We start from the raw sequence: 26650 nt of genomic DNA, 5'->3' as shown, positions 1-26650 counted from the left end.
ACAGGGAGCTTTGTTATGAAATACATAAAAAATTTTTTTGAACAATTCATTATCTTAATTCAATTTATGACACGTATTCCGATACCAATAAAAGTAGAGTATAGTGAGAAAAAATTAGGAAAGTCAATTAAATTTTTTCCATTGGTGGGCTTAATCATTGGCTTAATTTTATATTTTTCAAATTTTTTAATTACAGTCTATCTAAAAAATATTTTTTATAATAAAGTGATAATTGCTGTACTTATTATAATTATAGAAATTTTAGCTGTTGGAATAATCCATATTGATGGACTTGCTGATACTTTTGATGGACTTTTTAGCTATGCTAAGAAAGAAAAAATGCTGGAAATTATGAAAGATTCAAGAATCGGTACAAATGGAACAGTTATATTAATTTTATATTTTATTACAAAAATTACTATAATTTCTGAAATTATCACAATAAACCCAAAATATCTAATAATTTTTCCAATCATTGCAAGACTTTCAACATCGGTAAATGCTGGTCTTTCTGACTATGCTAGAAAATCTGGAATGAGTAATGCCATAATTTCTGAAAATGGTATTTTTGAAGTGATTTTTTCACTTATTTTGACAAATGCTCTAGTATTTCTTATAATTGGAACAAAAGGCGGTATTGCTTTATTTATCGCACTTCTATTTATAATTCTATTTATGCTTAATGTACGAAAAAAGATTGGCGGGATAACTGGCGATACAATGGGAGCTTCTCTTGAATTAACATCAATATTAGTACTATTTTTAGGGATTGTTTTACGATAACTAAATAAAATACAGTAAAAATAAAGATAGTCAAAGAGGAGAATAAAATGACAGAAATATTATTTATAAGACACGGTGAAACTGACCATAATAAAAAACATTTATATTACGGACATCTAAATCCGAACTTGAATACAACAGGAATAAATCAGTTAAAAAATACGAAAAAAAAACTTGAAGAACTGAGTGAAAAAATAGATATAATATTTTCAAGTGACTTAAATCGATGTAGAGAAAGTTTAGAACTTTTGGAAATTGACAAAAATATAAAAAAGCATTTTTCTGAAAACCTAAGAGAACTGAATTTTGGGATACTTGAAGGGAAAACTTACAAAGAGATAGAAAAAAAGTTCCCACATTATATCAATGAAATGAAAAATAACTGGAAACATTTTAAGGCAGAAGGTGGAGAAAGCCTTTCTGATTTGCAAAAACGAATTGTAAAAAAAATTGAGAAAATAAAGAAAGATTATCAAAACAAAAGAATACTTATTGTAGCTCATGCGGGAGTTATCCAATCCTTAATTAGCTATTATCTATTCTGCAATTTGGATGGATACTGGAAATTTAAGATAGATAACGGAAGCATTACAAAAATGAGTATTACAGATGATGGATTTATTTATTTTAATTATATTAATAAATGAAAAATTAATTTTTTATATTTTTATTTTTAATTCTCTTCTGAATTTATTAAAAAATAATTTTAATTAAATAAAATTTATGTTATAATATATTAACTCCGAATGTTAGGAGGTGAATAAAGATGAGAGTAAAAGAAACTATCAAAATTCTTTTACTAATTTTACTGGAACTATTGAGATACTTAATTGAAAAATTCCTGTAAAAGGAAAAGAGAGTGATGCGACACTCTCTTTTTTTATCTCCAAATGTTAGTTAGTTTTACAAAATAATTATACCACATAAGTTATTTTAAATCAACTAAAATTTTTTATTAAAAAGTATGTTTAAATCCAATTGTTCCTCTGAATCCAGAACGTCTTGAATTACCAAATGACTGTTCATATCTCGTGTCAATGTATAAATTGCTTTTTTGTCCCAATGGCGCTTGCGCTCCTAACCCTATTTCTCCCCAAGTTGTACCAAGTTTTTCAGTTACTTTGTCAGAACCTATGTTTGTGTATTTATTTTCATATTTTGTAAAATCATGCCAAACATTTGCTACAGCATAATATGTATTTGTTCGCCCCTCATCTGAATTTCCATTATAAGAAAGTTTGATTCCTGTTCTTCCACGTAATCCATTTCTATTATCCTGACTGACTTTTCTCAATCCATCATTAAACGACTTTGTGTTCAAGTACTGATATATTAACTGTGCTTGTGGCTGAATTGTCCATGTCCCAGTTTTTCCAATTCCAAATGATTTTCCAGCTTCTCCTGAAAATAATAATCCATATCCTCTTTGTTTTGCGTTAAAGTCATCTCTTGATTTATATTTATTTTGTAAATATGAAATTTGTCCTACTAAATCATAATATGAGCCGTTTTCTGTATATTTTGTTTTTGTAATACCTAATGAAATACTTTCCGCTTTTCCTTTACCTGTATATTTATCATCAGAAATTCTTCCATTTTCAGTACGGTATCTGTCAAAAAAATCTGCACTTGCCCTATTATATGAAATATAGCCACCTAATAAATGATTATGCCCATTTTTATCCTTATTTATTTTAAAGTCATGCCCCAGCTGCACTCCATAAAGATTACTTTCGTATTCAAATCTTTCCTTACCTTTTTCGCTCACACCACTACCATAAATTCTTGTCCATAACTGTCCTTTATCAGCTGACAGATTTTCTAAATCTAATATTTGGTTTTCTCCTCTTCTTTCATTTAAAGTCCCAACAGAAGAATAACCCATTTCCATATTTATTTTTGGCATTAATACATAAGCCGACACTGGCTGTGCCATAATGTAAATTGGACGGCTCGAACTTGAACTTCCATTACTTCCAGCCCCACCAATCACTCCAGCAGTGGCTCCAGAACTTCCAAGAGGTGCAATAGTCCAGTAGTATTCCCAAATACCATTAACTTGTCTGCTCGCAAGTTGAGCCTCTGCCGCTCCGGCTGTTCTTGCTGTTCCAGTAAATGTAGTTGGTGTAGACTTTCCAGCTACTTTTACAACCGGTACACTGTTTATACGTTGTGATAATTGTTGTACATTTCCTGGAATATAATTATCAAATTGATTTTCTGCTGGAGTGTCATCAATATAAACTGGTACTACCTTTGTTGTACCTGTAGCATTTCCCGTAATGTAAACTAAATCTGATTCTGAATTTGCTCCATTTTCATCCCCTGGAGCATTCCAAAGAGTATTCATTTCAATTGTACCGTTATTTCCGTGATAATTTCCTTCTATAATAAGTTTATCTTTACTGGAATCACTATTTAGTTGAATAAGTCCACTGTTATTAAGAGTTCCATCATTATTAATTCCATCAGATGTTAATTTTATATAATAAATTGAAGTTACTCCATCACTTTCTGTAACATTATTTTCATCAAATGATATAAAGGAATTACTACCTATATTTAATGAGTTAAGTGTTGCTCTTTGTTCAGAAATTGAATTATTTTTACTTAATCCCCAATATGCTCCACCTATTAAATTTACATTTAAAACAGATTTTCCATGTTTTGTCATTAAACCTAATATTTGCGTTCCTCCATCACCTTCAGTACCATCATCTATTCCATTAACTGTTAATTCTGAATAAACTCCATTTGTTTCATCAGCTTCAACTTCAACTACCCAGCCACTATTATTTGAATGAATTTGTGATTTAAAACCATTACTACCAATTAAATTAAGTTCTGCATTTTTTATGCTCTTTCCATTCTTTGCTTCAACTTTCACAGTAGATTCTGTCGAATTTCTTGGTGCCCATATAAACACATCTTTTAAAGTTACTTTTTGATTTATAGCACTAGAACTTACACCAGTAATTGGATCTGTTACTGTATATAAAATTGCTTCTTTTGAGGGAAGAATGGATATTTCAACAGAATCCCCGCCTACACCTGTACCTGTTGCCTCAAATTCTGTATTTGAATTTGTGACTGTTATTGCAGTTCTAGGTGTAAACAAAGGCGCTTGCGTTGTCGCATCAATATCTCCGTATCCTTTCAAAGTAAATTTTTTACCCTCACTAATTCTAAATGCTCCATGTGAATTGTATGAATTAGAAAAATTTAAAATTTCTCCATCTCCTGTACCTGAATTTACAATATATTCTCCATTCGCATTTGGTGTTATTGGCGCTGCCATTCCCAATCCACCTGTCATTAAAAATGTTATTAACAACATTTTTGTATATTTGTATTTTTTCTTTAATATTCTTTTTAAAAATCTTTCTGTCTCTTTAAATAGCATACTCTCTCCTTGTTTAATTTTTAAATCTTAACTATATGTATAAATTTCAAAACATTTTAACATTTTTTATTTTTTCTGTCAATTTTTATTTTAATATCATGCTAAAAATACTGATATACATTTCATAGTTTTTGTTTAAATATAATTAATAAACAGCTATCAAATGAGAAAAAGGAAACATTAATTAAAAAAATTTAATATTTTTTATTTAGTCAAATAATAAATAAACTCTTCAAATTTTATTAAATTTGTTATATAATATTCAAGTAAATATTTTTTAATAAAAGGATTATGCGTTATCCTAAAATTAACGTAAATCTATGAAAGGAAGGGAAGAAAGTTTTTAAGATAATGGAATTGTTGACAATAAAGTTAAAAAAATTATTTTCAGAAAATATAAATAATATTTTTGGTGCTGATTATACAGAAAAAGTCGATATTCAAAATTCCACAAAAAGAGAATTTGGAGATTTTCAGACAAATTTTGCGATGGTTAGTTCAAAATTAATTGGTAAAAATCCACGAGAGATTGCAAGTACACTTGTAGATAATTTTAAAGAAAATGATACTATTGAAAAGTTGGAAATTGCAGGGCCAGGATTTATTAATATTTATTTGAAAAATAACTTTTTGAATGAAGAATTAAAAAAAGTGGAAAATGAAAAATATGATTTTTCTTTTTTAAATACAGATAAAACTATAATAATTGATTATTCTTCGCCTAATATTGCTAAAAGAATGCACATTGGACATTTGAGAAGTACAATTATCGGTGATTCCGTCAAGAGAACTTTGCAATTTTTAGGTTTTCATACACTTGCTGATAATCACATTGGTGATTGGGGGACACAATTTGGAAAACTCATTGTAGCTTATAAGAATTGGTTGAATAAGAAGTCCTACGAAGAAGATCCGATTGGTGAACTGGAAAGAATTTATGTGCAGTTTTCTGATGAAGCTAAAAAAAATCCTGCTTTGGAGGACGAAGCTCGTGAAGAACTGAAAAAATTACAGCTTGGAGATGAAGAAAATCAAAAATTGTGGAAGGAATTTATAGATATTTCACTAAAAGAATACAATAAAATTTATGATAGGCTTGGTGTGAACTTCGACTATTATTATGGTGAATCGTTTTACAATGATATGATGCCAGCTGTACTGGAAGAATTAAAAGAAAAAGGTATTGCACGTGAAGATCAGGGAGCATTGGTTGTGTTTTTTGAAAATGACAAGCTGTCACCTGCAATTGTACAGAAAAAAGACGGAAGTTTCTTATATACAACTTCTGACCTGGCTACAATGAAATTTAGAAAAGATGAATTAAATGTAGACGAAGCTGTTTACCTAACTGACGATAGGCAGCAAAATCATTTTAAGCAGGTTTTTGAAATTGGAGAAATGCTTGGAGAACCTTATAATTACAAAAAGACTCATGTTGTATTTGGAATTATGAGATTTGGTGATGGAATGATTTTTTCTTCTAGAAGCGGAAATATAATAAGACTTGTTGATTTGCTGGATGAGGCAAAAACTCAAGTAAAAAAAGTAATTGATGAAAAAAATCCGAATATTCCAGAAGAAGAAAAAGAAAAAATTGCTGAAATTGTGGGAAGCGGAGCTATAAAATACTTTGATTTGAGCCAGAACAGGACTTCTGATATAACATTTACTTGGGACAAGGTACTTAGTTTTGAAGGTAATACAGGACCTTATTTACAATATACTTATGTACGGATTATGTCCATTTTCAGAAAATTGAAGGAAGAAAATATCAATGTTGAAAATAAAGATATTATTTTGGAAAATATGAATGGTGTTGAGCGTGAATTAGCAGTTGAGCTTCTGAGATTTCCACAAACAGTTGTAAAATCTTATGAAAGTTATCGTCCAAACATAATAGCAGACTATTTATTTGACATAGCAAAATTATTTAATAATTTCTATAATTCAAATTCTATTCTAAAGGAAGAAAATAAAAAAGTTATGGATGCACGAATTTTGCTGGCTGAAAAAACCGCATTTATTTTAAAGGAAGGACTCGGTCTTCTTGGAATAAATACAGTAGATAGAATGTAAAACCTATTGATATAATTCTTATAAAAATTAATAATAAAGTTATATTTACTAAAAAAGAGAAACAAATTAATCAAAAAACAATTTTGATTTAATGGTGGTTTAATGATTATGGTGTATACTATATTCAGATCGATTAAAAGATCTGAAACCTCAATTAACCCCCCCTTTTATGAGACCTCTTTTTTAAGAGGTCTTTTTTACTATTATACAATTAATTTTAATATTTAGTTTAAAAATATTAAAATAATAGTTTTTAAAGGTAAAAAATAAAAAAATTAATAAACAAAAAATAGAAAAGAGGAGAAAAAATGGCAAAACAACAACAATTTCTTTATGATTATAGAGATGATCATGATGGTAAGAATAATGGAAAATTAACAACAACAGCAATTGTTCTACTTGTTATTTCAATACTGTTAGTTGCATTTTCACATTTTGTGTTAATCAAACAAAAAGAGAAATTTAAAAAGGAAATTCCATTATTAAAGGAGAATAAACAAAAATTGGAAAAAGAAGTAGAAGCTCTTGATGGTAATATAAAACATAATGAAGAGAGTTACAAAAAAATTGAAGAATTAATTAAAAAATATAAATAAGAAATGAGAGGGATACAAACATGAAAAAAACATTTTCGTTTATTGGAATATTAGTAGCTATTGCTGGATTTTTATATGCAGGAGTACATATTTTTGGAACAACTTCAAAATATATGGAATATCATAGTTTAAAATCAAATGTAAAAAAATTATCGGAAGAAAAGGATAAAAAAAATGCTGAATTTGCTGCACTTACTAAAAAAAATGCAGAAGTGAAAGCACAATATGAGCAACTGAAAGCTGACAAAAAAATTAAGACTGTATATTTAACTTTTGATGATGGGCCTTCAGCTCATACTGATCAAATTCTTGAAATTTTGAAAAAGAATAATATAAAAGCAACATTTTTTGTAATTGGAATTGGAAAAAATTATAACGACTATAAAAAAATAATTGATCATGGGCATGTGCTTGGGTTGCATACCTATTCACACATATATAAAGAAGTTTATGCAAACGAGGAAAGTTTCTTTAAAGATCTTTATAAAATAAGAGATGCTGTAAAATCGACAACAGGATTAGATGTAAAAATCACAAGATTTCCAGGCGGTTCAAGCAATGCGATAGCATCTAAGGCTTTAAAAACGGCTATAATTAACAGAATGACAAAAGAAGGATATGTATATTTTGACTGGAACTGTGATTCGACAGATGCTTCTGGAAACAATGTTCCTGTAGAAAAACTGGTTAAATATGGTGTATGTACAACACATCCTGATATTAATGTTTTAATGCACGATACAAATGCTAAAAAAACAACAGTTCAGGCTCTGCAAAGAATAATAGATGGATATAGAAAAGCTGGTTATACATTTGAAACATTAAATGTAAATAGTCCTAAAATTCAACACGTTAAACAACCTGAAATGAAATAACTAAGTAAAAAAAAAGTAATTAAACATTAAAAATATGGTATAATGTAGAAGTTGTTTAAACTTTAAAATTAATCCTTTTAAATGTTAAACACTATAACAATTTGATGTTATAAAAATTTTATTTAAGGAGAAAATTAATGAAAAAAATAGTTACTTTGTTTGCAGGTTTAGTAGTATCACTATCATTGGCTGCAGAAATAAATACTGATAACAATAATATAATTTACATAAAAAACGAAATGATAAAAGCTGTTGATAATAGTGCTGATTTATATGCTGTAAAATCAAACAAAACTTCTACAAAAGAAAAAACTTCAAATTCAGGAAGTTCTAAACATTCACAAACTGGAATTGCTTCATACTATAGCAAAGGATTACATGGAAGCAGAACAGCTAGTGGAGAAATACATAACAGACATGAAATGGTAGCGGCACATAGATCGCTTCCATTTGGAACAAAAGTAAAAGTAACAAACTTGAGCAACGGAAAAGAAGTAGTTGTAAAAGTTAATGATAGAGGACCTTTTGCTAAAGGACGTGTAATTGACTTGAGTTATGGAGCTTTTTCAAAAATAGAAAATCCTGGAAAAGGTCTTACAAAAGTAAAACTTGAAGTTTTAAATTCTTTAAAATAATTGTTTAGTTATTTTAGAATTATAATTATAAATCTTAAAATATGGAAAAGAAAGGTGGAAATATAGTGTTAAATGGTAAAATTGCATTAATTACAGGTGGTTCAAGAGGAATTGGAAAGGAAATCGCACTAAAATTTGCTGAAAATGGAGCAACTGTTATTTCTGGAGATTTAATTGATCCTGATTACAGCCATGAAAATGTTTCACACGTAAAATTAAATGTTACTGATAGAGAAAATATAAAAGAGATTGCAAATGAAATCAAAGAAAAATACGGAAGATTGGATATTCTTGTAAATAATGCAGGAATTACAAGAGATTCGTTACTTCAAAGAATGAAGGAAGCAGACTGGGATTTAGTAATTGATATTAACTTAAAAGGTGTCTACAATGTGATGCAAGGTTTTGTTTCTTTATTATTAAAGAGCAAAGCTTCAAGTGTAATTAATATGGCTTCTGTAGTAGGAGTAGATGGAAATGCAGGACAAACTAACTATGCAGCTACAAAAGGTGGAGTAATCGCTATGGCAAAAACTTGGGCAAAAGAATTTGGTAGAAAAAATCTTAGATCAAACGCAATTGCACCAGGATTTATCGAAACAAATATGACTCACGTATTACCTGAAAAAGTTGTAGAAACTGTACTTGCAAATACTCCGCTTAGAAAGATGGGAGATGCTGAAGATGTTGCAAATGCTGCATTGTATTTAGCAAGTGACATGTCTAAATTTGTTACAGGGCAAGTTTTAAGAGTTGATGGAGGATTGAATTTATAATTCAATAAATTTATTTAAAAATGGCAAAAAATAAAAAATTCTATGCTTATTTCATTACAGATACAAATGAAAATGGAATACTTGAAAGCTGGACAGATTGTCAAAAAAAAGTAAGTGGTAAAAAAGCCCGTTATAAATCATTTAAAAATTTTTCTGAAGCACAAGAATGGTTAAATTCTGGAGCAAATTATGAAAAAAAAGAGAAAAGTGATTTGACTAAACTCTATTCTGAACTAGAGCGTGATGCAATTTATTTTGATGCAGGAACAGGACGTGGAAACGGTGTGGAAGTCAGATTGACTGATTTTGACGGTAATTCGCTACTTTATAAAATTATGAACGAAAAAAGTATTAATGAATTTGGAAATTATTATGTCGCTGACACTAGAACAAATAACTTTGGTGAACTAGTCGGTATTTACACAGCTTTTGTTTATGCCAAAAAATATGATACAAAGATAATTTGTGGAGATAGTTCTCTCATTATTGAATATTGGTCAAAAGGGCGATATAATAATTCCAGTTTGGAAAATGATACAATTGAACTCATAAAAAAAGTTGCTTTAATGAGAAATGAATTTGAAAAAAAAGGTGGAATTGTAAAAAAAATCTCAGGAGATGTTAATCCCGCTGATTTAGGATTCCACAAATAATGCTAAATAAAGGAGGCTTTTCATGAAAAAAATATTATTAATGTTAATGATGTTAACAATATCTGTAATTGGAACAGCAGCAAAAAAACCTATAAGTAAAACTTTTGAAGGTCAATATACAAAATCAACAAATACATTTACCTATGTAAAAGATAATTTGGTATTTCCAAATAAAGTAATTACTTACACAGTAAAAGATGATTCTGGGTTATTAGACCAAATTTATAACTTTATTAGTGAAAAATATGGAGTTACAGATACAGATATTATTGTTCTTAATGTTAATGGAACTATTTCTAATAAAACTGGTTTAGTAACTATAAAAAAGATAAATAATTATCAAGTTCCTGAAGATAGATTACATGCATCAGAATATGAAACACCAGCATCAACAAATTCTAGTAACAACGAGAATACTGTAAATGACGATGCTTCAAATTTAAACAATACAGGTAATCAAGAAACTGGAAATTAATAATAAAAAAATAATAGAAACTTTTTTCAGAAGCAAAATGAATTAAGTTTCTTTTTTTATAATGAAATAAAATCCATATTTTTAAGTATATCAATTCTATAGTAAAACTGCTTTAAAACTAAACTCAAAAAGCTATGACTATTTTACTCAAACCCTAAATCAATATAATTTTTAGTAGTTTAATTTTAAATGGGTTTGAGTATAAATCTATTTAAATAACGAATTTGTTACAAAGTTTTCTAATAAAAAATACAAATCTAATATTTTCAATAATTAAAATATAATTTTTACTTTTTAAGCAAAATCTGTTATAAACTAAAAAAGTACCTCTAAACTTTTTCATTTTACAAGTTTAGAAGTACAAATTCTATTTTTTATTTCACAAGTTTTTTCTTAAAATATTTATTTTTTTAGATAAATCAATTTTCACTTTATGTAATTAAGCATTAATAACGAGATTTATTAATTCCTCCATAGTTTTTGCACCAACTGATTTTTGTTCTCCATTTATAAATACAACTGGTACTGCTTGAATATCTTTTTCTTTTGCTTCTTCAAAGAATACAGCGCTATCAACCATAGTTGTTGTAATGTTTTTATTATTTGTCGAAATTAAATTTAAAGCTTGAACAACATCTGGACAATGTGTACAAGATAATGAAATAAATGTTTCGATATTTACAGGTTTATTGATTGATTCAACTTTTGAAAGCTGCTCTCCTTCCAGCTTTTTACCTAATCCTGCAAGTCCTAAAATCGCTAGAATAAAACTGTTAAATTCATGTCCTCCAGGAATTCCCGAAAAATTAATTCCAGTATTTTCTCCATCTTTTAAAATTGTAAAAGATATTGGACGTGTAATATTTGCTTTTTCTAAATCAGCCTTATCATTTTCAAATGATTTTTTTATATAATTTATTTTTTCAGAAATTACATCAACTTCCTTTAAGAAGCTGTCTAGTTCATTTGATTTTTCGCTATCGTCAAGAAATGATACTAATTCAATATTTCCGTTAATATTGTCAAAATAACCTTTTAGCTGTTCTACAATATTGCTATCCAGTAAAGCCATATTTTCTCCTTTCTAAATAGTTAAACTCTATAATTTACCAAACCTAAAAACTATTAGATTTTACCTACTAAGTCTAATCCTGGTTTTAATGTAGCTTCTCCTTCTTTCCATTTTGCAGGACAAACTAATCCTGGATTATCAGCAACAAATTTTGCAGCTTTCGCTCTTCTTACTAATTCTGAGGCATCTCTTCCAATTCCTTCATCATTTACTTCATAAGCAACGATTTTTCCTTCGGGATTTATAACAAATGTTCCTCTGTAAGCTAATCCAGTTTCTTCATTTAATACTTCAAACTCTCTTGAAATAGCTTTTGTAGGATCTCCAATCATTGTATATTTTACTTTTCCAATTGCTTCAGAATGGTCATGCCATGCTTTGTGAGTAAAGTGAGTATCTGTACTTACTGAATAAACATTAAATCCTAATTTTTCCAATTCTTCCCTGTGATCTTCTAAATCTTCCAATTCTGTAGGACACACGAATGTAAAATCAGCTGGATAGAAGACTACAACATTCCATTTTCCTAAAAAATCCTTTTCAAAGTTAACTTCTCTAAATTCTTCATTTTGATAAGCTTGAGCTGTAAAATTTTCGATTTTTTTTCCAATTAAAGACATAATTCCTCCTAATTTAATAATATTATTATTTTTAATTTGAAATGATTACAAATATTTCTTGATTACATTATATCATAAAAAAACATTTTGTCAAATAAATTTTTTAATAAAGTTAATGCAGTTGATCAAATCCTTCTCCAAAGACTTTTGTAGTATCTGTAACTGTAACAAAAGCAGAAGGGTCATGTTCTTTTAAAAACTTTCTTAATTGTATAAATTGTCTTCTTTCAATAATCGTTATTAAAATGTCTTTTTCTGTTCCAGAGAAACCGCCAACACCTTTAAGAACAGTGCAACCTCTGTCAAAGTCTTTTAGAATATAGTTTAGGACAACATCTTTATTAGATGTAATAATCATAATCTGTTTTCGTGAATTAAATCCTTCAATGAATTTATCGGTAATAAAACCAGTTATATAGACACTTAAAAGCCCAACAAGTCCAAGCTCTATCCCAAATGCGAAAATTGCTAACAGAGTAACAATGGCATCAACGATAAAACTAGACATTCCATAGCCAATATGGCAATATTTGTTAACAATTCTAGCAATTATTGAAGTACCTCCAGTAGAAGACTCGTATAAGTAGATGATAGTTACTCCCAAAGCACAAATAGTACTTCCAAATACAGTAGCTAAAAATATATCCTTTGTAAGAGTATAATTTGGATAAAATTTTTCAAAAAGTGAAAGAAAAACAGATAAAAGTACAGTTGCATAAATACTTTTAAATCCAAATTGCCCACTAATCACGATAAAGGCTAAAGTAAATAGGATTAGATTGCTAATGGCTACAAAAAGTCCTGTAGAAAATCCAAATATGCTGTTTACGACTAGTGCTAATCCAGTTACGCCTCCACTGGCTATTTTGTTTGGGAAAAAGAAAAATTGGAGTCCAATTGCAAGAATAAGAGTACCTAGTCCAATTAAAAAATATTCTTTAATCAATTTGAAAATTGCTTTTTTATTCATATAATATATATCCTCACTAAAAATATTTACGTTAATTTAGGATAACGTATAATCCTGTATTTTTTAGATATAAAAAGCGAAGTTTCAAAAAGCATTTATTTATAAATGTTCTAATTTTTCACTTCGCTTAAATTTATTTATTAATATAAATCCAGTTTATATGTTAAATAATACAGTGGTTTATTTTGATTTTGTACTGCAAAGTCGTATTCGCTAAATGCTTTTTTTGCTTGAGGCATACTTTTTTGTAACTGTGCTGATAAACTGAATTTTTCTGTAATCATATTTGTAAGAGATCTTAGTTTCTTTGAAAAATCTTCTTCCAGATAAATATTTTCTACAGCGTAATTTTGTCGTAATCCTAAATCTTTTGCCATTATTCTTATAACTTCATCAAGACTCGCAATTCCATCAACTAAATTTATATTTTTTGCTTCATCTCCAAGCCATATCTTACCTTGTGCATAGTTTTCAAGAGTATTTTCATCAATTTTACGATTTTTAGAAACACGTGATTTGAATTCTTTGTATGTTTCTTCCATTGATTGAGTAATTTTGGCACGAGATTCTTCAGATAGCGGAGCAAAACTGTCATTGATATCAGAATATTTTCCTTTTGAGACTGAATTTGAATGAACTCCATATTTATTCTGTGCATTGTAAAGTTTTGGAATCATTGAAACCACTCCAATTGAACCTGTAATTGTGGCATTATTTGCAAAAACTTTATTTCCAGCCATTGAGATATAGTAACCACCAGAAGCTGCAGTATCAGACATTGAAACATAAATTGGAATATTTAGTTTTGTCAGTTCCTGATAAATTACTTCTGAAGCAAGAGCTGAACCCCCGCCTGAATTTACACGAAGCACAATTCCTCTTAAATTTTTAGTTTTCATAGCTTTTTCAACTTTTTCAAGGATATTATCAGGTGTTATAACTCCTTCTGTAACTCCATTTGGATCGTATAGAATTGAACCTTCAGCATAAATTACAGCAATAGTTCCATTTCTAGGATTTCCAATATTTTGATCTTTTACCCTTTTTTCGTAATAGTCAGTAATATCTGCTACATTATCTTCACGAATATTTAAACGCTTTGTGAAATCAGAAAAATGTTCCAGTTTATCAACCAGGTTTTTATCACGGGCTGCAAATGGTGTCAAGCTTGTATCAGTTCCATTTACAATATCGTTGTTTAGTGCATTTTTATCAATCTTACGATTTTTGGAAATATCAGTGATGAACTTATCATATCTGTTTTCCAGTATTCTTGTAAGTTCTGAACGTAATTCAGGAGTCATTTCATTTCCAGTATAATTTTCACCATAAGACTTGTAGTTTCCAATACGCACAACTTCCATATTTACTCCTAATTTATCAAACAATCCTTTATAGTAAATATCTGAATAATGATAACCAGTTAAATCCAAGCTAGCAGAAGTGGAAGGAACCATTATAACTTCATTTGCAATAGCAGCTAGCTTATAGTTAGCGTTTGTAATATAAGCTCCAAAAGCATATATTTTTTTGTTGTTTGCCTTTAATTCCTCAAATTTTTTCGAAAGTTCTTCAATTTTTGAAGATGATAAGTTTATCGTATCCAAGGAAATAATGATACCTTTTACCTGCCTGTTATTTTTTATGTCGTCTAAGCTCTGAAGGATATCCATATAAGATAGATTCTCTCTTTCTGAAAAAATGTCTGAACCTATGATTTTGTCTTCATTGGCATCAGAAACATTAAAGAGTATATACTCATAACTTTTTTTTGCATTTTCCTTTTTAGCTTTTGAATTAAAAATAGCAATAGCTGAAATTCCAATAATGATAGTTATAAATATTAATAATGAAAGTTTCAGAAAAAATGAATATATTTCTTTTAATGTGTATATCAAAGCTCTTTTGAAAAAATTCCAAAATTTCATTTTTTATTTTCCTCCTTAAGTAGTTTTATATATTAAATATGACAAATTATATCACTTTAAGTAATAAATAGCAATTAAATTTTCTACTTGCTAAATACCTAAATTTATGCGATAATTTAGCATATTTAAAAATAATTTAAATTTTATGAAGATGGAGGTATGAAGATGAGCGATAGAATAGTTATTACAGTTATTGGAGCCGATAAATCAGGAATTGTTGCGAATGTATCGACAAAGTTAAGTGAACTTAATTTGAATATTATAGACATAACTCAAAAAGTGTTTGAAAATGATATTTTTGCGATGATTATGCTTGTGGAAGCTTCTAAAAATACGGATATAAAAGGATTACAGGAAGAGTTTAAGGCGGTTGAGGAAAAGATTGGAGTAAGAGTTTACTTGCAACATGAAAATATTTTCAAGGCGATGCACAGAATATAAATTTTCAGAATTTTTCGAGAGCAATTATTATAAGAAATTTAGGAGGGAAAAATGAATTTATTACCTGATGAGATACTGGAAACGATAGATATGGTAGAAATGCAGCACCTTGATGTGAGAACCGTCACAATGGGGATAAGCCTGCTTGACTGCATTGATGCAGATGCCGAAAAAACAGCAGAAAATATTTATAACAAAATTATGGAAAATGGAAAAGATTTGGTAAAAATCGCTGATGAAGTAGCAAGCAAATATAATATGCCAATTATTAACAAAAGAGTTTCAGTTACTCCAATTTCAATAATTGGAAATGCAACTAATGCCAAAGATTACACAATTTTTGCAAAAGCACTCGATAGAGCCGCAAAAACAATAGGAATTGACTTTATTGGAGGATTTTCAGCACTTGTGGACAAAGGTTTTACAAAAGGGGATGTTAAGCTGATAAACAGTATTCCGAAGGCGCTTTCTGAAACAGACAGAGTTTGCTCTTCTGTAAATGTAGGGTCTACAAAGTCAGGAATCAACTTGGATGCTGTAAAAATGATGGGAAAAACTGTAAAGGAACTGGCTGAACTTTCCAAAGATGCAGACGGATTGGCAGCTGCCAAATTTGTCGTATTTACAAATGCTGTTCCTGATAATCCGTTTATGGCAGGTGCATTTCATGGGGTAGAAAATCCAGATGTTGTGCTAAATGTTGGAATTAGTGGGCCAGGGGTTGTAAGACACACACTTGCTAACATTTCAAAAACGGCAAAAATTGATGAAATAACAGAAGCAATAAAAAAAGTAAGTTTTAAAATCACAAGAATGGGAGAATTAATTGGAAAAGAAGTTGCTGAAAGACTTGGGGTTGAATTTGGAATAATTGACTTGTCACTTGCACCAACTCCAGCAGTAGGCGATAGTGTTGGAAATGTACTGGAGGAATTTGGACTGGAAGCAGTCGGAGCTTATGGAACAACACTTGCACTTGCAATATTGAATGACGCTGTAAAAAAAGGCGGAGCAATGGCTGCAACTCGTGTCGGAGGCTTAACAGGGGCATTTATCCCGGTAAGTGAAGATCAGGGAATGATAGAAGCTACAAGCAAAGGATACTTGACACTTGAAAAACTGGAGGCAATGACTTGTGTATGTTCTGTTGGACTTGATATGATAGCTATTCCAGGTGATACCTCAGAAGCTGTAATTTCTGGAATAATAGCTGATGAAATGGCAATCGGAATGGTAAATAGCAAAACTACTGCAGTCAGAATAATCCCAGTTCCTGGGAAAAAAGCTGGAGATAGAGTAGTGTTTGGAGGACTTTTAGGAGAAGCAGATATTATAAATATAAATAATTTAGATTGCTCTGTCCTAATTAATCGTGGTGGAAAAGTAGCTCCCCCAATTCAGGCATTAAAAAATTAATTTAAAAATATATTCGAACCCATTTAAAACCGAACTATTGAAAATTATATAAATTTAGGGTTTGAGTAAAATAGTCATAACTTTTAAGTTCGGCTTTAAAGCGGTTTTACTATACAACAAATAAAAAATAGAAAGTTAGGATTTACTCTTGGCTTTCTTTTTAAACTATAATATAAAATAAGGAGTGATAAAATGTATCATATAAAAGATGAAGAATTTTTAAGAGGAAAAGTTCCTATGACAAAAGAGGAAATCCGTTTTGTAAGCCTTGGGAAAATGGAGATGAAAGATGATGATATTTGTCTTGACATTGGTGGCGGAACAGGTTCTGTTAGTATGGAAATGGCAAGATTTGCACGAAACGGAAAAGTTTTTGTAATTGAGAGGAATGATGAGGCAGTTGAGTTGATTCATAAAAATAAAGAAAAATTTGGATTAGAAAATCTTAATATAATAAAAGGAATGGCTCCAGATGGACTAAAAGACTTAAATACAAAGTTTAATAAAATTTTTATTGGAGGTTCGGCTGGAAATCTAGTGGAAATTATAAAATATTCTTATGATAACCTTGTTGAAGATGGGATTTTAGTACTAAACTTTATTGTACTAGAAAATATATCTACGGCTGTTGAGGAACTGAAAAAATACAATTTTAAAGATGTGGATATTTGTCAGATTATCGTAAGTAAAAATAGAAAAGTTAAGGATTTTAATATGATGATGGCAGAAAATCCAATTTATGTGATTACTGCGAAGAAATAATAAATAAAAATAATAATTTAAATTTGTGTAAAACTCTAAAATTTAGAGAATTACACAATTTTTTTTTAGACAGACAAAATATGTCCTTTATAAAAAGTATAATGTAAAAAATATTATAAGGAGACAATTATTATGAGCAATTTAAAATTAATTGAAAATGATGCTTTTTACAATACAAAATTTGACGATGATATTTTTTTATACTGGATGCTAAAATGGTTAAATGTTGATACAGTGGGTAGTACTAACAAAATAGCTTTAAGAAATATGGCAAAAAAATTTATTGAGGAAATTTTGAAAGAGAAACTAGACACAGAAGATATTGAAATATGCTATTCTAGTTATTATATTCCGAATAAATATGAGCATTTTATTAATAGAATTCTAGATGAATATACACTTTTATTAATTGTAGATAGAAAGAAAAAGGACAAAAGAAAATATATATTTTTCAAATGTTTTTGCTATGAAGAATTTATACCATATTTTTTTGAATATACTCAAGAAGCAGTTCAATTATTTAAAATAAATGAAAATTTAGGAAATAATGAGACAGATAAAATAAAAATTGTATACTTTACTCCTGATAAAATTTCTAATTATGAAAAAGAAGAAGCAGGAGAAAAAATTATTATGTATGGTGGAGAAAGATTTTTAGAATTTTTAGAAACTTTTAGAAAAGACATTGATGACAGTATTTTTGATAGTTATTATAATCAGCTCATGCGAGAAGTGAATGAAAAGGGTTATGGCTCTTTTAATATTTTATCATTATACCGTATTTTGAAGTGGCATTTTGATAAAAAAAGAGAAAATTATGGTATATATAGAAATAATGAATGTATAAAGTGGATAAAAGATGAATTTTTTGTAGAATGTGTATATAAAAAAAATAGAAATAGAGAATTTGATATACTGTATGTGTTAAATTGGTTCCATCTTGATGAATTGCAAGAAGATATGTTTGAATCAGTTCAATATGAATTAAAAAATATATTTCCAGATTTTCAAAAAATTTATTTGGAAGAAGTTGACTTAAAAGAGAAAGAAGTTCCATTATTTTATTTAAAAGTAGATAAAGATACTTCGGTGAATAAAATAAAGAAAATATTGGATGAAATAACAGAAAAAATAGAAAAATTTAATGAAGAGAGAGGTAGTTTAGATATAAAAGATGAATACGATAAATATATTAAAGATGGAAGGAAAAAAGGTGGTATTTGGTTTTTAGAAAAGAAAATTTTGATTATTTGACAAAGTAAGAAATAAAGTTATAATTAAAGCATAGAATAAAAAAATGTACGAAAGGCTTGATTATGGCGGAGAAAAATCAAAATTCTGAAGAAAAATCAATTAGAATACTAAAAATAATAAAAAGGTTGTATCAGAAGGAAATATTAAATGGAACTGATTTAGCTAACGAATTTAACATTGATATAAAAACAGTTCAAAGAGATATAGAAACTTTGAGAGTCTACTTTTTGGAAGAAAATGGAGCAGAAATAAAGTATTCCAAATCTAAAAAAGGGTATTATCTTGAAGAAAATAGTGAAAATTCTTTTACTAATAAAGAGCTTTTAGCAATAAGTAAAATTATACTTGAAAGCAGAGCATTTAACGAAAATGAAACTCAAACATTAATAAATAAGTTAATTAATCACTCATCAGGAAATGACAGAGAAACAATAAAAGGTCTTATCAATAGCGAAAAATCGAATTATATCCCTTTACAGCACGGACAAAATCTGCTCACAGTTATCTGGAATTTAGCACAGCATATAAAAAATCAGGAATTAATAAATATGAATTACACTACAAAAGATAAACAAGGTAAAAATTACAATATAAAGCCTTTGTCCGTAATGTTTTCTGAATACTACTTTTACTTAATTGCATACATCGAGAACAAAGAAGAATACCCTGCAATTTTCAGGGTTGATAGAATTACTGAAATTGAAAATACTGGCAAGAAATTTAAGATTTTGAATTATTCTAAAAAATTTAAAGATGGTGAATTTAGAAAATATATACATTTTATGCACTCAGGGCCTTTTACAAGAATAGAATTTAAATACAGAGGCTATATCGAGTATGTGCTTGATAAATTTCCAACTGCAGAAATACTAGATAAAAAAATAGTTAAGGGAAATAATCGGGAAACTACAGTTTATACTGTAAAAATCGAAGTTTATGGAAGTTTTGGAGCCGAAATGTGGCTACGAAGTCAGGGAGATTATGTTATTGAATACAAAATTTTAAAATAAATTTCTATAAAAAAGGAGAAAATTTATGGAAAAAATACCAAAAATAAAAATAATAAATTTAGGAGAAACGGGTCTAAGCACTATTGAAAAAGAAATAATTACACATGAAAATATAAACATTATTACAATTAAAAATGACTACAAAGATTTAAAAATAAATTTTCAAAATACAGATGTAATTTTGATAATTTTAAACACATATTTTGAAAATGATAAAAATTTTGCCTTAGAAATAATCAGAAACACTGAAAAAAACGACATTTTTACTGGCATTTACGATATTGGAAATGGCTATACCGACCTATTTGATTCAAAAACAAACTTTATCATAAAATGCAAATCTGCCGAAGATTTAAAAAATGGAATCAACGGAATAACAAAAACTTTAACAGTAAAAGGAATGGTTACTCTTGATTTAGCTGACTTAAAAACTGTATTTCAAAAAACCTCAAAATCTTTCGTAATTTTTGAAAAAGGAAATTTAGAAACTTTTGATGATTTCTTGCAAAACCTAAAACTAAAGCTGGAAACTTTTGATAAAAATAAAACTTATAAAATATTTTTGAATATAACAGCAGGAAAAAATATCGAATTGACTCAGATAAAAGATATTGCTAAAATAATGACTAATATTCTTAATAATCGGGCATTTCTTTGGGGACTGCAAATATATCCAGAAAATGAAAATTTCATAAATATTATTGCTTACATTGTGGAAGATTCAGTTAAATAAATTAATTAATATTATAGAAAGAAGGGATTTAGAATGGAAAGAAACAATATTTTTAATTTTGCAACGTCAGAGCTGTCACAGGATGCTTTTATATGTTGGTGTTTAAATTGGTTAAATTACGAGGATAGTGAATTAAGAGCATTAGCTGTTGACTTATTAAAAGAGTTTGGAGAAGAGAATGTTTCTGATAATCAAGAAATTCTTATAAAAAGGCAATTTAAGAAAATTGATATATTAGTTGTTTTTAAAGAGTTGAATAGAGTTTACATTATTGAAGATAAGGTTAATTCTTCTGAAAGAAAAAAACAACTAGAAGAGTATGAAGAAAAAATTAATAAGTTAGATGAAAATGAAAAAAAAGATTTGAGAATTGATGGAAATCTAGAAGTTAAAACAGTTTATTTTAAAACAGGTTTTCATTTCAGTCCTGATAAAAATGTGAAAGCTAATAAAATAATCACAGGTGAAATATTTAAAGAAATTTTAGAAAAATATAGAAATAAAAGTGAAATTTTAGACAGTTATTATGTGTATCTTGTAGAAAAATTAAGAACTCAAGAAAATGAAAAAAATTATTTAGAATGTAAAGCAGAATCTCACAAGGATTGGAATATAGCAAAATCTAACATAGCACAATATTGTTTTTTAAAAGAGATTTTTTCAGAAGAAAGGATAGTAAGTTTTAGAAATAAGGGAAATGGTTCTGCTGTTTCACAATATAATTTGTTAGGAAAAAGGCTTCCTATTTTTGAAACAAGTGAAAGATACCTTATTTTCTGGAGAATGGATAATACAAAAAAAGAAGGACCTTATTTAAGATTGAATTTTTATCATAAATACAATACAGAAAATGAAAGTTTAAAATATATAAGAAAAGAAAAATATGAAGTTGTATATAAAAAAATTTATAAAGTTATTGAAGAACATAAAAATGAGTTAATAAAAATTAATAATATAGAAGAAAATTGCAAATATAAAGATGATTATGAAATACCAATTTTACATATTAATTTAAAAGAATATATAAAAGATGGGAAAGATGAAATGAATAAATTAATGAATGAAGTGAAAAAACTACATGGGTATTTGCAAAATGTAAATTTTGAATAAAATTTTTAATTAACAAAAAAAAATAAAAAAACAGTATATTATAAAACATATGATGAAGATAATATGGAAAATTTAAAAGAAAATGGTGTAAATGTAATATTTAGAAGAGAAAAAATTTTAGAATTATTCGGAAGATATGAGGATAACATTAAGAATTCTATATTTAGAAATTATTATGATTATTTGAGTAACATAAAAGCAGATGTAGATTCATATGTAGAAAAAAACTTAGAAGACTGGAATTCAAACTGTTATATCGGATTTTTTAAAGAATTAAAAAACGAAAAAAATTTATTAGAACATGCTATTGGAAGACAAAAAGATTGTAGTTGGGGTTATGTGAATAACTCATCAGGTGGATTTATGGGAATGTGGTGGTTTCCTTTAAGTGAAGAAAAAATTAATAAATTAGCAGAAACTTCTGATGAAGATATTTATTTACAAATAGAACAATATAATCAGAAAAATATAATTGCAATAAAATATTCAGTTCCTAAAAAAAATAAAAATAATAAAGAACTTTCAAAAGAAGATTTCGAAAAGAAAGTAACAATTGCTTCTGAAAAACGTAAGGAACTTTTTTCTAAATTAAAAAATAAATTAGAAAATGAGTCGAAAGATATACTAAAATGCGAAAATAAACCAGAAAATATAAAAAAATTCGAAAATATACTAAAAAATGAAAAGTTTCAGAAAAAATATTTTAGAGCAGGTCAGTATATGACAGTAGGATATTTAGAATTTGAAAATATTGATGATTGTAAAGATAAAATAAAAATCCTTCAATATGCTTTAAATCTTTTGTTAAAAATTTAGGCAAATAGTTTATACTAAACCTCATTTAAATAACGAAATTATTACAAACTTTTCTAATAAAGGGTATAAATCTAATATTCTCAAATAATTAAAATATAATTTTTACTTTTTAAATAGAGACTAGCCATAGGTTATTGCGTAGCAATCTTGCCACAATTTTAATTATTAGGATAAACCTTTACTGCAAGATAAGGTTTTGTGGCAATAAACAATTCTATGAAAATAAAAAGAAAAAACATAACAATATGAAAAAATATTTATTAATCAAAAGATCTAATACTAAGTCCTATTTAAAAGATAGAATCTTTTTGATAATAAAGGTTTTTTACCCTTTGATGAATAAGTATGAGAATTTAAATTTATTATAAATCTGTTATTTAAAAGGGGAATAGTATAAAAAATAATTTATATAATATAAGGGATATGATATAATGTATGTGAAATAAAAAATTTGAAATTTCATTTATAAAAATATTTAGGAGGAAAAATGGAAAAAAAACTAACAAAATCAGCATCTGACAAAAAATAATGGGTGTATGTGATGGACTTGCAAAATACATGGATAAAGATTCTAACTTAATAAGAATAATAGCAGTTGTATTAGCAGTTCTTACAGAAGGATTATTAGCAATTGCATATTTAATAGCAGGATTTGTTTTACCTGAAGGAGAATAATTCTGAAATAAAGATAAACTGTATATCAAAAGTCTATTTTAAAAAACATTAAGTTGTTATAGAAAATAGGTTTTTTTTTGTAAATTAATTTTAAATATAGTAAAACCTATTTAAAACTGAACTAATTTATTAAATAAAACAGAAGTAACTGCTTTTTCTAGTGTATTAAAATTATGGGCTGTGTCTTTTAATTTTTTCTTCATATTAGCCCATAATTTTTAAATCCGACGAATACAGCGGAAGAAATAATAGACAATGCCCCGTTTCCTTCTAATATATTCTTTCTATGAAATCTGGCATTATCCATCACTATTAGAACTCTCTTCTCTAATTTTTCAATATCTCTTAAAAGTATTTCCCTGAACCATTCTTCAAAAAATTCACTTTTCATTGTTTCCCTGTATATCATACTCCCTATCAGTGCATTACCTATTTTTCCAGCAACCAGATTTATTCTTGAATATCTTAATCCTCTTTTCTTCCCTTCAATAGATATTCCTCTTTTACTCCAGCCGTATTCACGGTAGTAATATTCGTTAAAGCCTGTTTCATCAATATAGATTATTTCTCTGCCTGAACCTGCTTCTGATAATTTTTTTAAATATCTATTTACTTTTTTCTCGTCCTGCTCTCTGTATTTTGTCTGTTTTTTTTTCTTGTGTATCCTAATTTTTTCAGTGCTACTCTCACTGTCTCCTTTCCACAGCCAAAATCTTTTGCTATTTCACGGATGTATTTATCTGCATTCTTTGGATTTTTCATATATTCATCAAGTTTTTCAGGATTAAGCATCTTAAATTTTCTTTTCCGTATTCTTGATGAAAGATTTCCTGTTTCCTTCTTAAATTTTATACATCCGTACAATGTGCTGGAACTTATGTTGAACTAAAATAGTGTTTTTGTTTTTCCATTTTCGTAATAAAAATTTAAAATTCTTTTTCTATAATCTTTTTCATATGCCATAAAGTTGTTATATCATATTTTTAGGTCGATTTTGTATAAGTTTCACTATATTTTGCTTCTACAATCAATTCTCTATCTATAAAAATTTTTTAAAAATTACTATTTTCAGAAATTCATTTGCCAAGTAATATCATAAATAATCTATCAGAAAATTAATCTCAATGCCATCATATTAACTCAATACTTTCTAAACTTTTTTCTAATCTTTAGTACAATTATGATATAACAACTTTTGTATTTCCAAAAATCCCTCTTAATTCTACAAAATCTAAAATCTTTCAAAACATTCATTACATATATTCAATTATTCTTTTTTCTCATAAATATTAATTTTACTATACAAATTTTTTCTCTTATGATACAATAATACTAAATAAATATTTGAACAATAAATTATCAAAAATGAAATAAAACAAAGGAGTGATTTTATGTCAAATTTATGGAAAACACTAGAAACATTAAAAAATCATCAATGGATTGAATTATCACATGAATTATCAAATGAAAGCCCTTATTGGCAAGGAATGCCAAAAGGTGTTTTAGAACTTAATAAAACCGTTATAGATTTTTCAGAAATGAATTTAAGAATACAAACTTTCAAATTTCCAGGGCAATTTGGTACTCACATTGATTATCCAGGACACTTTATACAAAATGCCCGTTTAGCAAAAGATTTTAATATTTCTGATACTATTTTACCTCTTGTTGTTATTGATCTTAGTGAAAAAGTAAAAGAAAATAATGATTACGAAATTAGTATCGAAGATATTTTAGAATTTGAAAAAAAATATGGAAAAATTCCAGAAAATTCTTTTGTAGCATTTAGAAGTGATTGGAGCAAACGATGGCCTGATTTAAAAGCATTAGAAAATTCCGATGAAAATGGAAATGCACACACACCTGGATGGCCAATTTCTACCCTAGAATTTTTATTCGATAACCGAAATATTGCTGGAGTTGGACACGAAACATTTGATACAGATGCTGCTGTTACATGTGCTAAAAATGGAGATTTAGCAGGTGAAAGATACATTTTAGGAAGAGATAAATTCCAAGTTGAAGTATTAAATAATTTAGATAAATTGCCACCAATAGGAGCAATTATATTCATAGCTGCACCTAGAATCAGTGATGCAAACGGATTACCAGTAAGAGTTTGGGCAATTATCTAATTAACTTCTCAAAAAATTTGATAAATACAATTTATTAATAACCTAAATAAATAAGGATTGATTCTTGCTATATAAAAAAAATAAAAATCAATCCTTATTTTTATAGTATAGTAAAACCTATTTAAAACTGAACTAATTTATTAAATAAAACAGAAGTAACTGCTATTTCACGGATGCATTTATCTGTATTCTTTGGATTTTTCATATATTCATCAAGTTTTTCAGGATCAAGCATCTTAAATTTTCTTTTCCGTGTTCTTGATAAAAGATATCCTGTTTCCTTCTTAAATTTTATACATCCGTACAATGTGCTGGAACTTATATTAAACTAAAATAGTGTTTTTGTTTTTCCGTTTTCGTAATAAAAATTTAAAATTCTTTTTCTATAATCTTTTTCATATGCCATAAAGTTGTTATATCATATTTTTAGGTCGATTTTGTATAAGTTTCATTATAAAAAAGAGCGGTTCATAGTTATGAGACTGCTCTTGTTTTTTTATTTATCTTCTTTTTTATCTTCTGTAACTTTATCATCTTTTTCCAAATCAATTCCAGAAACTGATTTTTTAAATTCTCGAATCATTTTTCCGATGGCTTCTCCTAATTCAGGCAGCCTCTTTGGTCCAAAAATAAGTAATGCACCAAGTATAAGGACTATGAGTCCTGGTGCCCCGATATCTCTAAAAATTCCCATTTTTAGTAATTCCTCCTTTTTTTATAAATATATTTGCAGACAAGGATACTCACTTCATACAGTAGAATTAAGGGAGCTGCCATTGTTAAATCGCTTATAAAATCGGCAGGTGTTAATACTACTGCGAGTACTAGTAAAATAAAGTATCCATATCTTCTATTTTTTATCAAATATTGTGGTGTTAAAATGTGTAGCGATGTTAAAAAAGCTACAATAACTGGCAGTTCAAATATTATTCCAAGTGGAAGGGAAGTATGAATTATGAATGTCAGATAACTGTTTGCTGTAAGCTGTATATTAAATAAATCATCTCCAAATGAAAGAAGCACATTTAATAATGCAGGCGTTATGAAAAAAAAACCAAAACATAGACCGGCAATAAACAGTATAAAGGTTGCAGGAACATAGGATAAAACGACTTTGGCTTCTCTTTCTTCCAATGCAGGACGGACAAATGCCCATATCTGATAACTTGCAAATGGAAGAGTTAAACTGAAAGCACATATTCCAGCCAGCATCAAATAAATGCTCAAAATATCATTGGGGCCTAGAACAACTAATTTCTGATTAAAAGAAGCTGTTAATAATTTGTAAATACTAGAGCAGAATACTAGGCTTATCAGAAAGGCTATTATAAAAAATACGATTGTTACAATAAGTCTTTTCCTAAATTCACTTAGATGTTCTATAAGTGTCTGTTCATCAATTTTAGACATTTTTTATTCCTTTCCGATTGTTAAAA

General features: G+C 27.9%; 29 protein-coding genes. 19 read left to right on the top strand and 10 right to left on the bottom strand.

What is annotated here, in order from left to right:
* The first annotated feature begins 15 nt into the window (after positions 1–15).
* Both cobS and ACEG17_RS06180 read left to right on the top strand, forming a co-directional pair.
* Positions 16–783 (top strand): adenosylcobinamide-GDP ribazoletransferase, encoded by a 768-nt coding sequence (gene cobS, locus ACEG17_RS06185; protein WP_372582986.1) that lies wholly within the window; start codon positions 16–18, stop codon positions 781–783.
* A 47-nt stretch (positions 784–830) separates the two neighbouring features.
* Positions 831–1430, top strand: a complete 600-nt coding sequence (locus ACEG17_RS06180; protein WP_372582985.1) for a histidine phosphatase family protein — start codon at positions 831–833, stop codon at positions 1428–1430.
* 308 nt (positions 1431–1738) lie between these two features.
* On the opposite strand, the gene ACEG17_RS06175 is transcribed toward ACEG17_RS06180, so the two are convergent.
* Positions 1739–4186: an autotransporter outer membrane beta-barrel domain-containing protein gene (locus ACEG17_RS06175; protein ID WP_372582984.1), complete on the bottom strand. Its 2448-nt coding sequence runs from the start codon at positions 4184–4186 to the stop codon at positions 1739–1741.
* A gap of 351 nt (positions 4187–4537) precedes the next feature.
* Between ACEG17_RS06175 and argS the strand changes: the two genes are divergently transcribed.
* From argS to ACEG17_RS06140, 7 genes are all read left to right on the top strand, one after another.
* On the top strand, positions 4538–6262 hold the full coding sequence (gene argS, locus ACEG17_RS06170) for an arginine--tRNA ligase (RefSeq protein WP_372582983.1): 1725 nt from the start codon (positions 4538–4540) through the stop codon (positions 6260–6262).
* A gap of 308 nt (positions 6263–6570) precedes the next feature.
* Positions 6571–6858, top strand: a complete 288-nt coding sequence (locus ACEG17_RS06165; RefSeq protein WP_372582982.1) for a serine/threonine protein phosphatase — start codon at positions 6571–6573, stop codon at positions 6856–6858.
* A 20-nt stretch (positions 6859–6878) separates the two neighbouring features.
* Entirely contained in the window at positions 6879–7733 is an 855-nt protein-coding gene (locus ACEG17_RS06160) for a polysaccharide deacetylase family protein (protein WP_372582981.1), read from the top strand.
* 137 nt (positions 7734–7870) lie between these two features.
* Positions 7871–8368, top strand: coding sequence for a septal ring lytic transglycosylase RlpA family protein (locus ACEG17_RS06155; RefSeq protein WP_372582980.1), 498 nt, complete (start codon positions 7871–7873; stop codon positions 8366–8368).
* Positions 8369–8409: 41 nt separating this feature from the next.
* A complete protein-coding gene (gene fabG, locus ACEG17_RS06150; protein WP_299575887.1) occupies positions 8410–9144 on the top strand; it encodes a 3-oxoacyl-ACP reductase FabG in 735 nt (244 codons plus the stop codon).
* A 20-nt stretch (positions 9145–9164) separates the two neighbouring features.
* Entirely contained in the window at positions 9165–9797 is a 633-nt protein-coding gene (locus tag ACEG17_RS06145) for an RNase H1/viroplasmin domain-containing protein (protein ID WP_372582979.1), read from the top strand.
* 22 nt (positions 9798–9819) lie between these two features.
* Positions 9820–10272: a hypothetical protein gene (locus ACEG17_RS06140; protein ID WP_372582978.1), complete on the top strand. Its 453-nt coding sequence runs from the start codon at positions 9820–9822 to the stop codon at positions 10270–10272.
* Between the two features lie 439 nt (positions 10273–10711).
* Here the strand turns inward: ACEG17_RS06140 and ACEG17_RS06135 are convergent, their stop codons facing one another.
* From ACEG17_RS06135 to sppA, 4 genes are all read right to left on the bottom strand, one after another.
* Positions 10712–11344, bottom strand: a complete 633-nt coding sequence (locus ACEG17_RS06135; protein ID WP_372582977.1) for a thioredoxin family protein — start codon at positions 11342–11344, stop codon at positions 10712–10714.
* 53 nt (positions 11345–11397) lie between these two features.
* Positions 11398–11964 carry an alkyl hydroperoxide reductase subunit C gene (gene ahpC, locus ACEG17_RS06130; protein WP_147006099.1) on the bottom strand — a complete coding sequence of 189 codons (567 nt, stop codon included), beginning with the start codon at positions 11962–11964 and terminating at the stop codon, positions 11398–11400.
* A gap of 112 nt (positions 11965–12076) precedes the next feature.
* A complete protein-coding gene (locus ACEG17_RS06125; RefSeq protein WP_299575804.1) occupies positions 12077–12934 on the bottom strand; it encodes a YitT family protein in 858 nt (285 codons plus the stop codon).
* Positions 12935–13074: 140 nt separating this feature from the next.
* A complete protein-coding gene (gene sppA, locus ACEG17_RS06120; RefSeq protein WP_372582976.1) occupies positions 13075–14862 on the bottom strand; it encodes a signal peptide peptidase SppA in 1788 nt (595 codons plus the stop codon).
* A gap of 165 nt (positions 14863–15027) precedes the next feature.
* On the opposite strand from sppA, the gene ACEG17_RS06115 reads away from it, so the two are divergent.
* The 9 genes from ACEG17_RS06115 (at position 15028) to ACEG17_RS06075 (ending at position 23079) form a co-directional block, all read left to right on the top strand.
* Positions 15028–15303, top strand: coding sequence for an ACT domain-containing protein (locus tag ACEG17_RS06115; RefSeq protein ID WP_299575808.1), 276 nt, complete (start codon positions 15028–15030; stop codon positions 15301–15303).
* Positions 15304–15354: 51 nt separating this feature from the next.
* Positions 15355–16719 (top strand): PFL family protein, encoded by a 1365-nt coding sequence (locus tag ACEG17_RS06110; protein ID WP_372582975.1) that lies wholly within the window; start codon positions 15355–15357, stop codon positions 16717–16719.
* Between the two features lie 192 nt (positions 16720–16911).
* Entirely contained in the window at positions 16912–17481 is a 570-nt protein-coding gene (gene cbiT / locus ACEG17_RS06105; RefSeq protein ID WP_147006094.1) for a precorrin-6Y C5,15-methyltransferase (decarboxylating) subunit CbiT, read from the top strand.
* A 132-nt stretch (positions 17482–17613) separates the two neighbouring features.
* Positions 17614–18735, top strand: coding sequence for a hypothetical protein (locus ACEG17_RS06100; protein WP_372582974.1), 1122 nt, complete (start codon positions 17614–17616; stop codon positions 18733–18735).
* A gap of 62 nt (positions 18736–18797) precedes the next feature.
* Positions 18798–19745 (top strand): helix-turn-helix transcriptional regulator, encoded by a 948-nt coding sequence (locus ACEG17_RS06095; protein ID WP_372582973.1) that lies wholly within the window; start codon positions 18798–18800, stop codon positions 19743–19745.
* Between the two features lie 25 nt (positions 19746–19770).
* On the top strand, positions 19771–20478 hold the full coding sequence (locus ACEG17_RS06090) for an FtsZ/tubulin family protein (protein ID WP_372582972.1): 708 nt from the start codon (positions 19771–19773) through the stop codon (positions 20476–20478).
* Between the two features lie 33 nt (positions 20479–20511).
* Complete coding sequence (locus ACEG17_RS06085; RefSeq protein ID WP_372582971.1) at positions 20512–21588, top strand: PDDEXK-like family protein; 1077 nt, start codon at positions 20512–20514, stop codon at positions 21586–21588.
* Between the two features lie 63 nt (positions 21589–21651).
* Entirely contained in the window at positions 21652–22404 is a 753-nt protein-coding gene (locus ACEG17_RS06080; protein ID WP_372582970.1) for a hypothetical protein, read from the top strand.
* A gap of 528 nt (positions 22405–22932) precedes the next feature.
* A complete protein-coding gene (locus tag ACEG17_RS06075; protein WP_372582969.1) occupies positions 22933–23079 on the top strand; it encodes a PspC domain-containing protein in 147 nt (48 codons plus the stop codon).
* 199 nt (positions 23080–23278) lie between these two features.
* Here ACEG17_RS06075 and ACEG17_RS06070 read toward each other — a convergent pair whose 3' ends face one another.
* Together ACEG17_RS06070 and ACEG17_RS06065 are read right to left on the bottom strand one after the other, a co-directional pair.
* Positions 23279–23635 (bottom strand): transposase, encoded by a 357-nt coding sequence (locus tag ACEG17_RS06070; protein ID WP_372583006.1) that lies wholly within the window; start codon positions 23633–23635, stop codon positions 23279–23281.
* A 53-nt stretch (positions 23636–23688) separates the two neighbouring features.
* Positions 23689–23943 (bottom strand): IS630 transposase-related protein, encoded by a 255-nt coding sequence (locus ACEG17_RS06065; protein ID WP_372582968.1) that lies wholly within the window; start codon positions 23941–23943, stop codon positions 23689–23691.
* Positions 23944–24470: 527 nt separating this feature from the next.
* On the opposite strand from ACEG17_RS06065, the gene ACEG17_RS06060 reads away from it, so the two are divergent.
* Positions 24471–25214 carry a cyclase family protein gene (locus tag ACEG17_RS06060; RefSeq protein WP_372582967.1) on the top strand — a complete coding sequence of 248 codons (744 nt, stop codon included), beginning with the start codon at positions 24471–24473 and terminating at the stop codon, positions 25212–25214.
* 121 nt (positions 25215–25335) lie between these two features.
* On the opposite strand, the gene ACEG17_RS06055 is transcribed toward ACEG17_RS06060, so the two are convergent.
* From ACEG17_RS06055 to tatC, 3 genes are all read right to left on the bottom strand, one after another.
* The gene (locus tag ACEG17_RS06055; protein WP_372582966.1) at positions 25336–25521 is read right to left on the bottom strand and encodes a hypothetical protein; all 186 of its coding nucleotides are present in this window, start codon (positions 25519–25521) and stop codon (positions 25336–25338) included.
* A 189-nt stretch (positions 25522–25710) separates the two neighbouring features.
* On the bottom strand, positions 25711–25908 hold the full coding sequence (locus tag ACEG17_RS06050; RefSeq protein ID WP_147006082.1) for a twin-arginine translocase TatA/TatE family subunit: 198 nt from the start codon (positions 25906–25908) through the stop codon (positions 25711–25713).
* 2 nt (positions 25909–25910) lie between these two features.
* Positions 25911–26624: a twin-arginine translocase subunit TatC gene (gene tatC, locus ACEG17_RS06045; protein WP_021743274.1), complete on the bottom strand. Its 714-nt coding sequence runs from the start codon at positions 26622–26624 to the stop codon at positions 25911–25913.
* Between the last annotated feature and the right edge of the window lie 26 nt (positions 26625–26650).

The sequence above is a fragment of the Leptotrichia hongkongensis genome (genome assembly GCF_041538065.1).
Lineage (GTDB): Bacteria > Fusobacteriota > Fusobacteriia > Fusobacteriales > Leptotrichiaceae > Leptotrichia > Leptotrichia hongkongensis.
The sequence above is the reverse complement of the archived record's forward strand: the minus strand, read 5'-3'. Positions and strand labels throughout refer to the sequence as shown.

Bases quoted from the DNA above. Each gene is read 5' to 3' on its own strand.
- argS (WP_372582983.1), top strand. From the start codon at position 4,538: ATGGAATTGTTGACAATAAAGTTAAAAAAATTATTTTCAGAAAATATA.
- ACEG17_RS06145 (WP_372582979.1), top strand. From the start codon at position 9,165: ATGGCAAAAAATAAAAAATTCTATGCTTATTTCATTACAGATACAAAT.
- ACEG17_RS06165 (WP_372582982.1), top strand. From the start codon at position 6,571: ATGGCAAAACAACAACAATTTCTTTATGATTATAGAGATGATCATGAT.
- ACEG17_RS06115 (WP_299575808.1), top strand. From the start codon at position 15,028: ATGAGCGATAGAATAGTTATTACAGTTATTGGAGCCGATAAATCAGGA.
- ahpC (WP_147006099.1), bottom strand. From the start codon at position 11,964: ATGTCTTTAATTGGAAAAAAAATCGAAAATTTTACAGCTCAAGCTTAT.
- ACEG17_RS06095 (WP_372582973.1), top strand. From the start codon at position 18,798: ATGGCGGAGAAAAATCAAAATTCTGAAGAAAAATCAATTAGAATACTA.
- ACEG17_RS06175 (WP_372582984.1), bottom strand. From the start codon at position 4,186: ATGCTATTTAAAGAGACAGAAAGATTTTTAAAAAGAATATTAAAGAAA.
- ACEG17_RS06060 (WP_372582967.1), top strand. From the start codon at position 24,471: ATGTCAAATTTATGGAAAACACTAGAAACATTAAAAAATCATCAATGG.
- cbiT (WP_147006094.1), top strand. From the start codon at position 16,912: ATGTATCATATAAAAGATGAAGAATTTTTAAGAGGAAAAGTTCCTATG.
- ACEG17_RS06050 (WP_147006082.1), bottom strand. From the start codon at position 25,908: ATGGGAATTTTTAGAGATATCGGGGCACCAGGACTCATAGTCCTTATA.
- cobS (WP_372582986.1), top strand. From the start codon at position 16: ATGAAATACATAAAAAATTTTTTTGAACAATTCATTATCTTAATTCAA.
- ACEG17_RS06090 (WP_372582972.1), top strand. From the start codon at position 19,771: ATGGAAAAAATACCAAAAATAAAAATAATAAATTTAGGAGAAACGGGT.
- tatC (WP_021743274.1), bottom strand. From the start codon at position 26,624: ATGTCTAAAATTGATGAACAGACACTTATAGAACATCTAAGTGAATTT.
- ACEG17_RS06155 (WP_372582980.1), top strand. From the start codon at position 7,871: ATGAAAAAAATAGTTACTTTGTTTGCAGGTTTAGTAGTATCACTATCA.
- ACEG17_RS06125 (WP_299575804.1), bottom strand. From the start codon at position 12,934: ATGAATAAAAAAGCAATTTTCAAATTGATTAAAGAATATTTTTTAATT.
- ACEG17_RS06080 (WP_372582970.1), top strand. From the start codon at position 21,652: ATGGAAAATTTAAAAGAAAATGGTGTAAATGTAATATTTAGAAGAGAA.
- ACEG17_RS06085 (WP_372582971.1), top strand. From the start codon at position 20,512: ATGGAAAGAAACAATATTTTTAATTTTGCAACGTCAGAGCTGTCACAG.
- ACEG17_RS06110 (WP_372582975.1), top strand. From the start codon at position 15,355: ATGAATTTATTACCTGATGAGATACTGGAAACGATAGATATGGTAGAA.
- ACEG17_RS06135 (WP_372582977.1), bottom strand. From the start codon at position 11,344: ATGGCTTTACTGGATAGCAATATTGTAGAACAGCTAAAAGGTTATTTT.
- ACEG17_RS06140 (WP_372582978.1), top strand. From the start codon at position 9,820: ATGAAAAAAATATTATTAATGTTAATGATGTTAACAATATCTGTAATT.
- sppA (WP_372582976.1), bottom strand. From the start codon at position 14,862: ATGAAATTTTGGAATTTTTTCAAAAGAGCTTTGATATACACATTAAAA.
- ACEG17_RS06160 (WP_372582981.1), top strand. From the start codon at position 6,879: ATGAAAAAAACATTTTCGTTTATTGGAATATTAGTAGCTATTGCTGGA.
- ACEG17_RS06100 (WP_372582974.1), top strand. From the start codon at position 17,614: ATGAGCAATTTAAAATTAATTGAAAATGATGCTTTTTACAATACAAAA.
- fabG (WP_299575887.1), top strand. From the start codon at position 8,410: ATGGAAAAGAAAGGTGGAAATATAGTGTTAAATGGTAAAATTGCATTA.
- ACEG17_RS06180 (WP_372582985.1), top strand. From the start codon at position 831: ATGACAGAAATATTATTTATAAGACACGGTGAAACTGACCATAATAAA.
- ACEG17_RS06075 (WP_372582969.1), top strand. From the start codon at position 22,933: ATGGGTGTATGTGATGGACTTGCAAAATACATGGATAAAGATTCTAAC.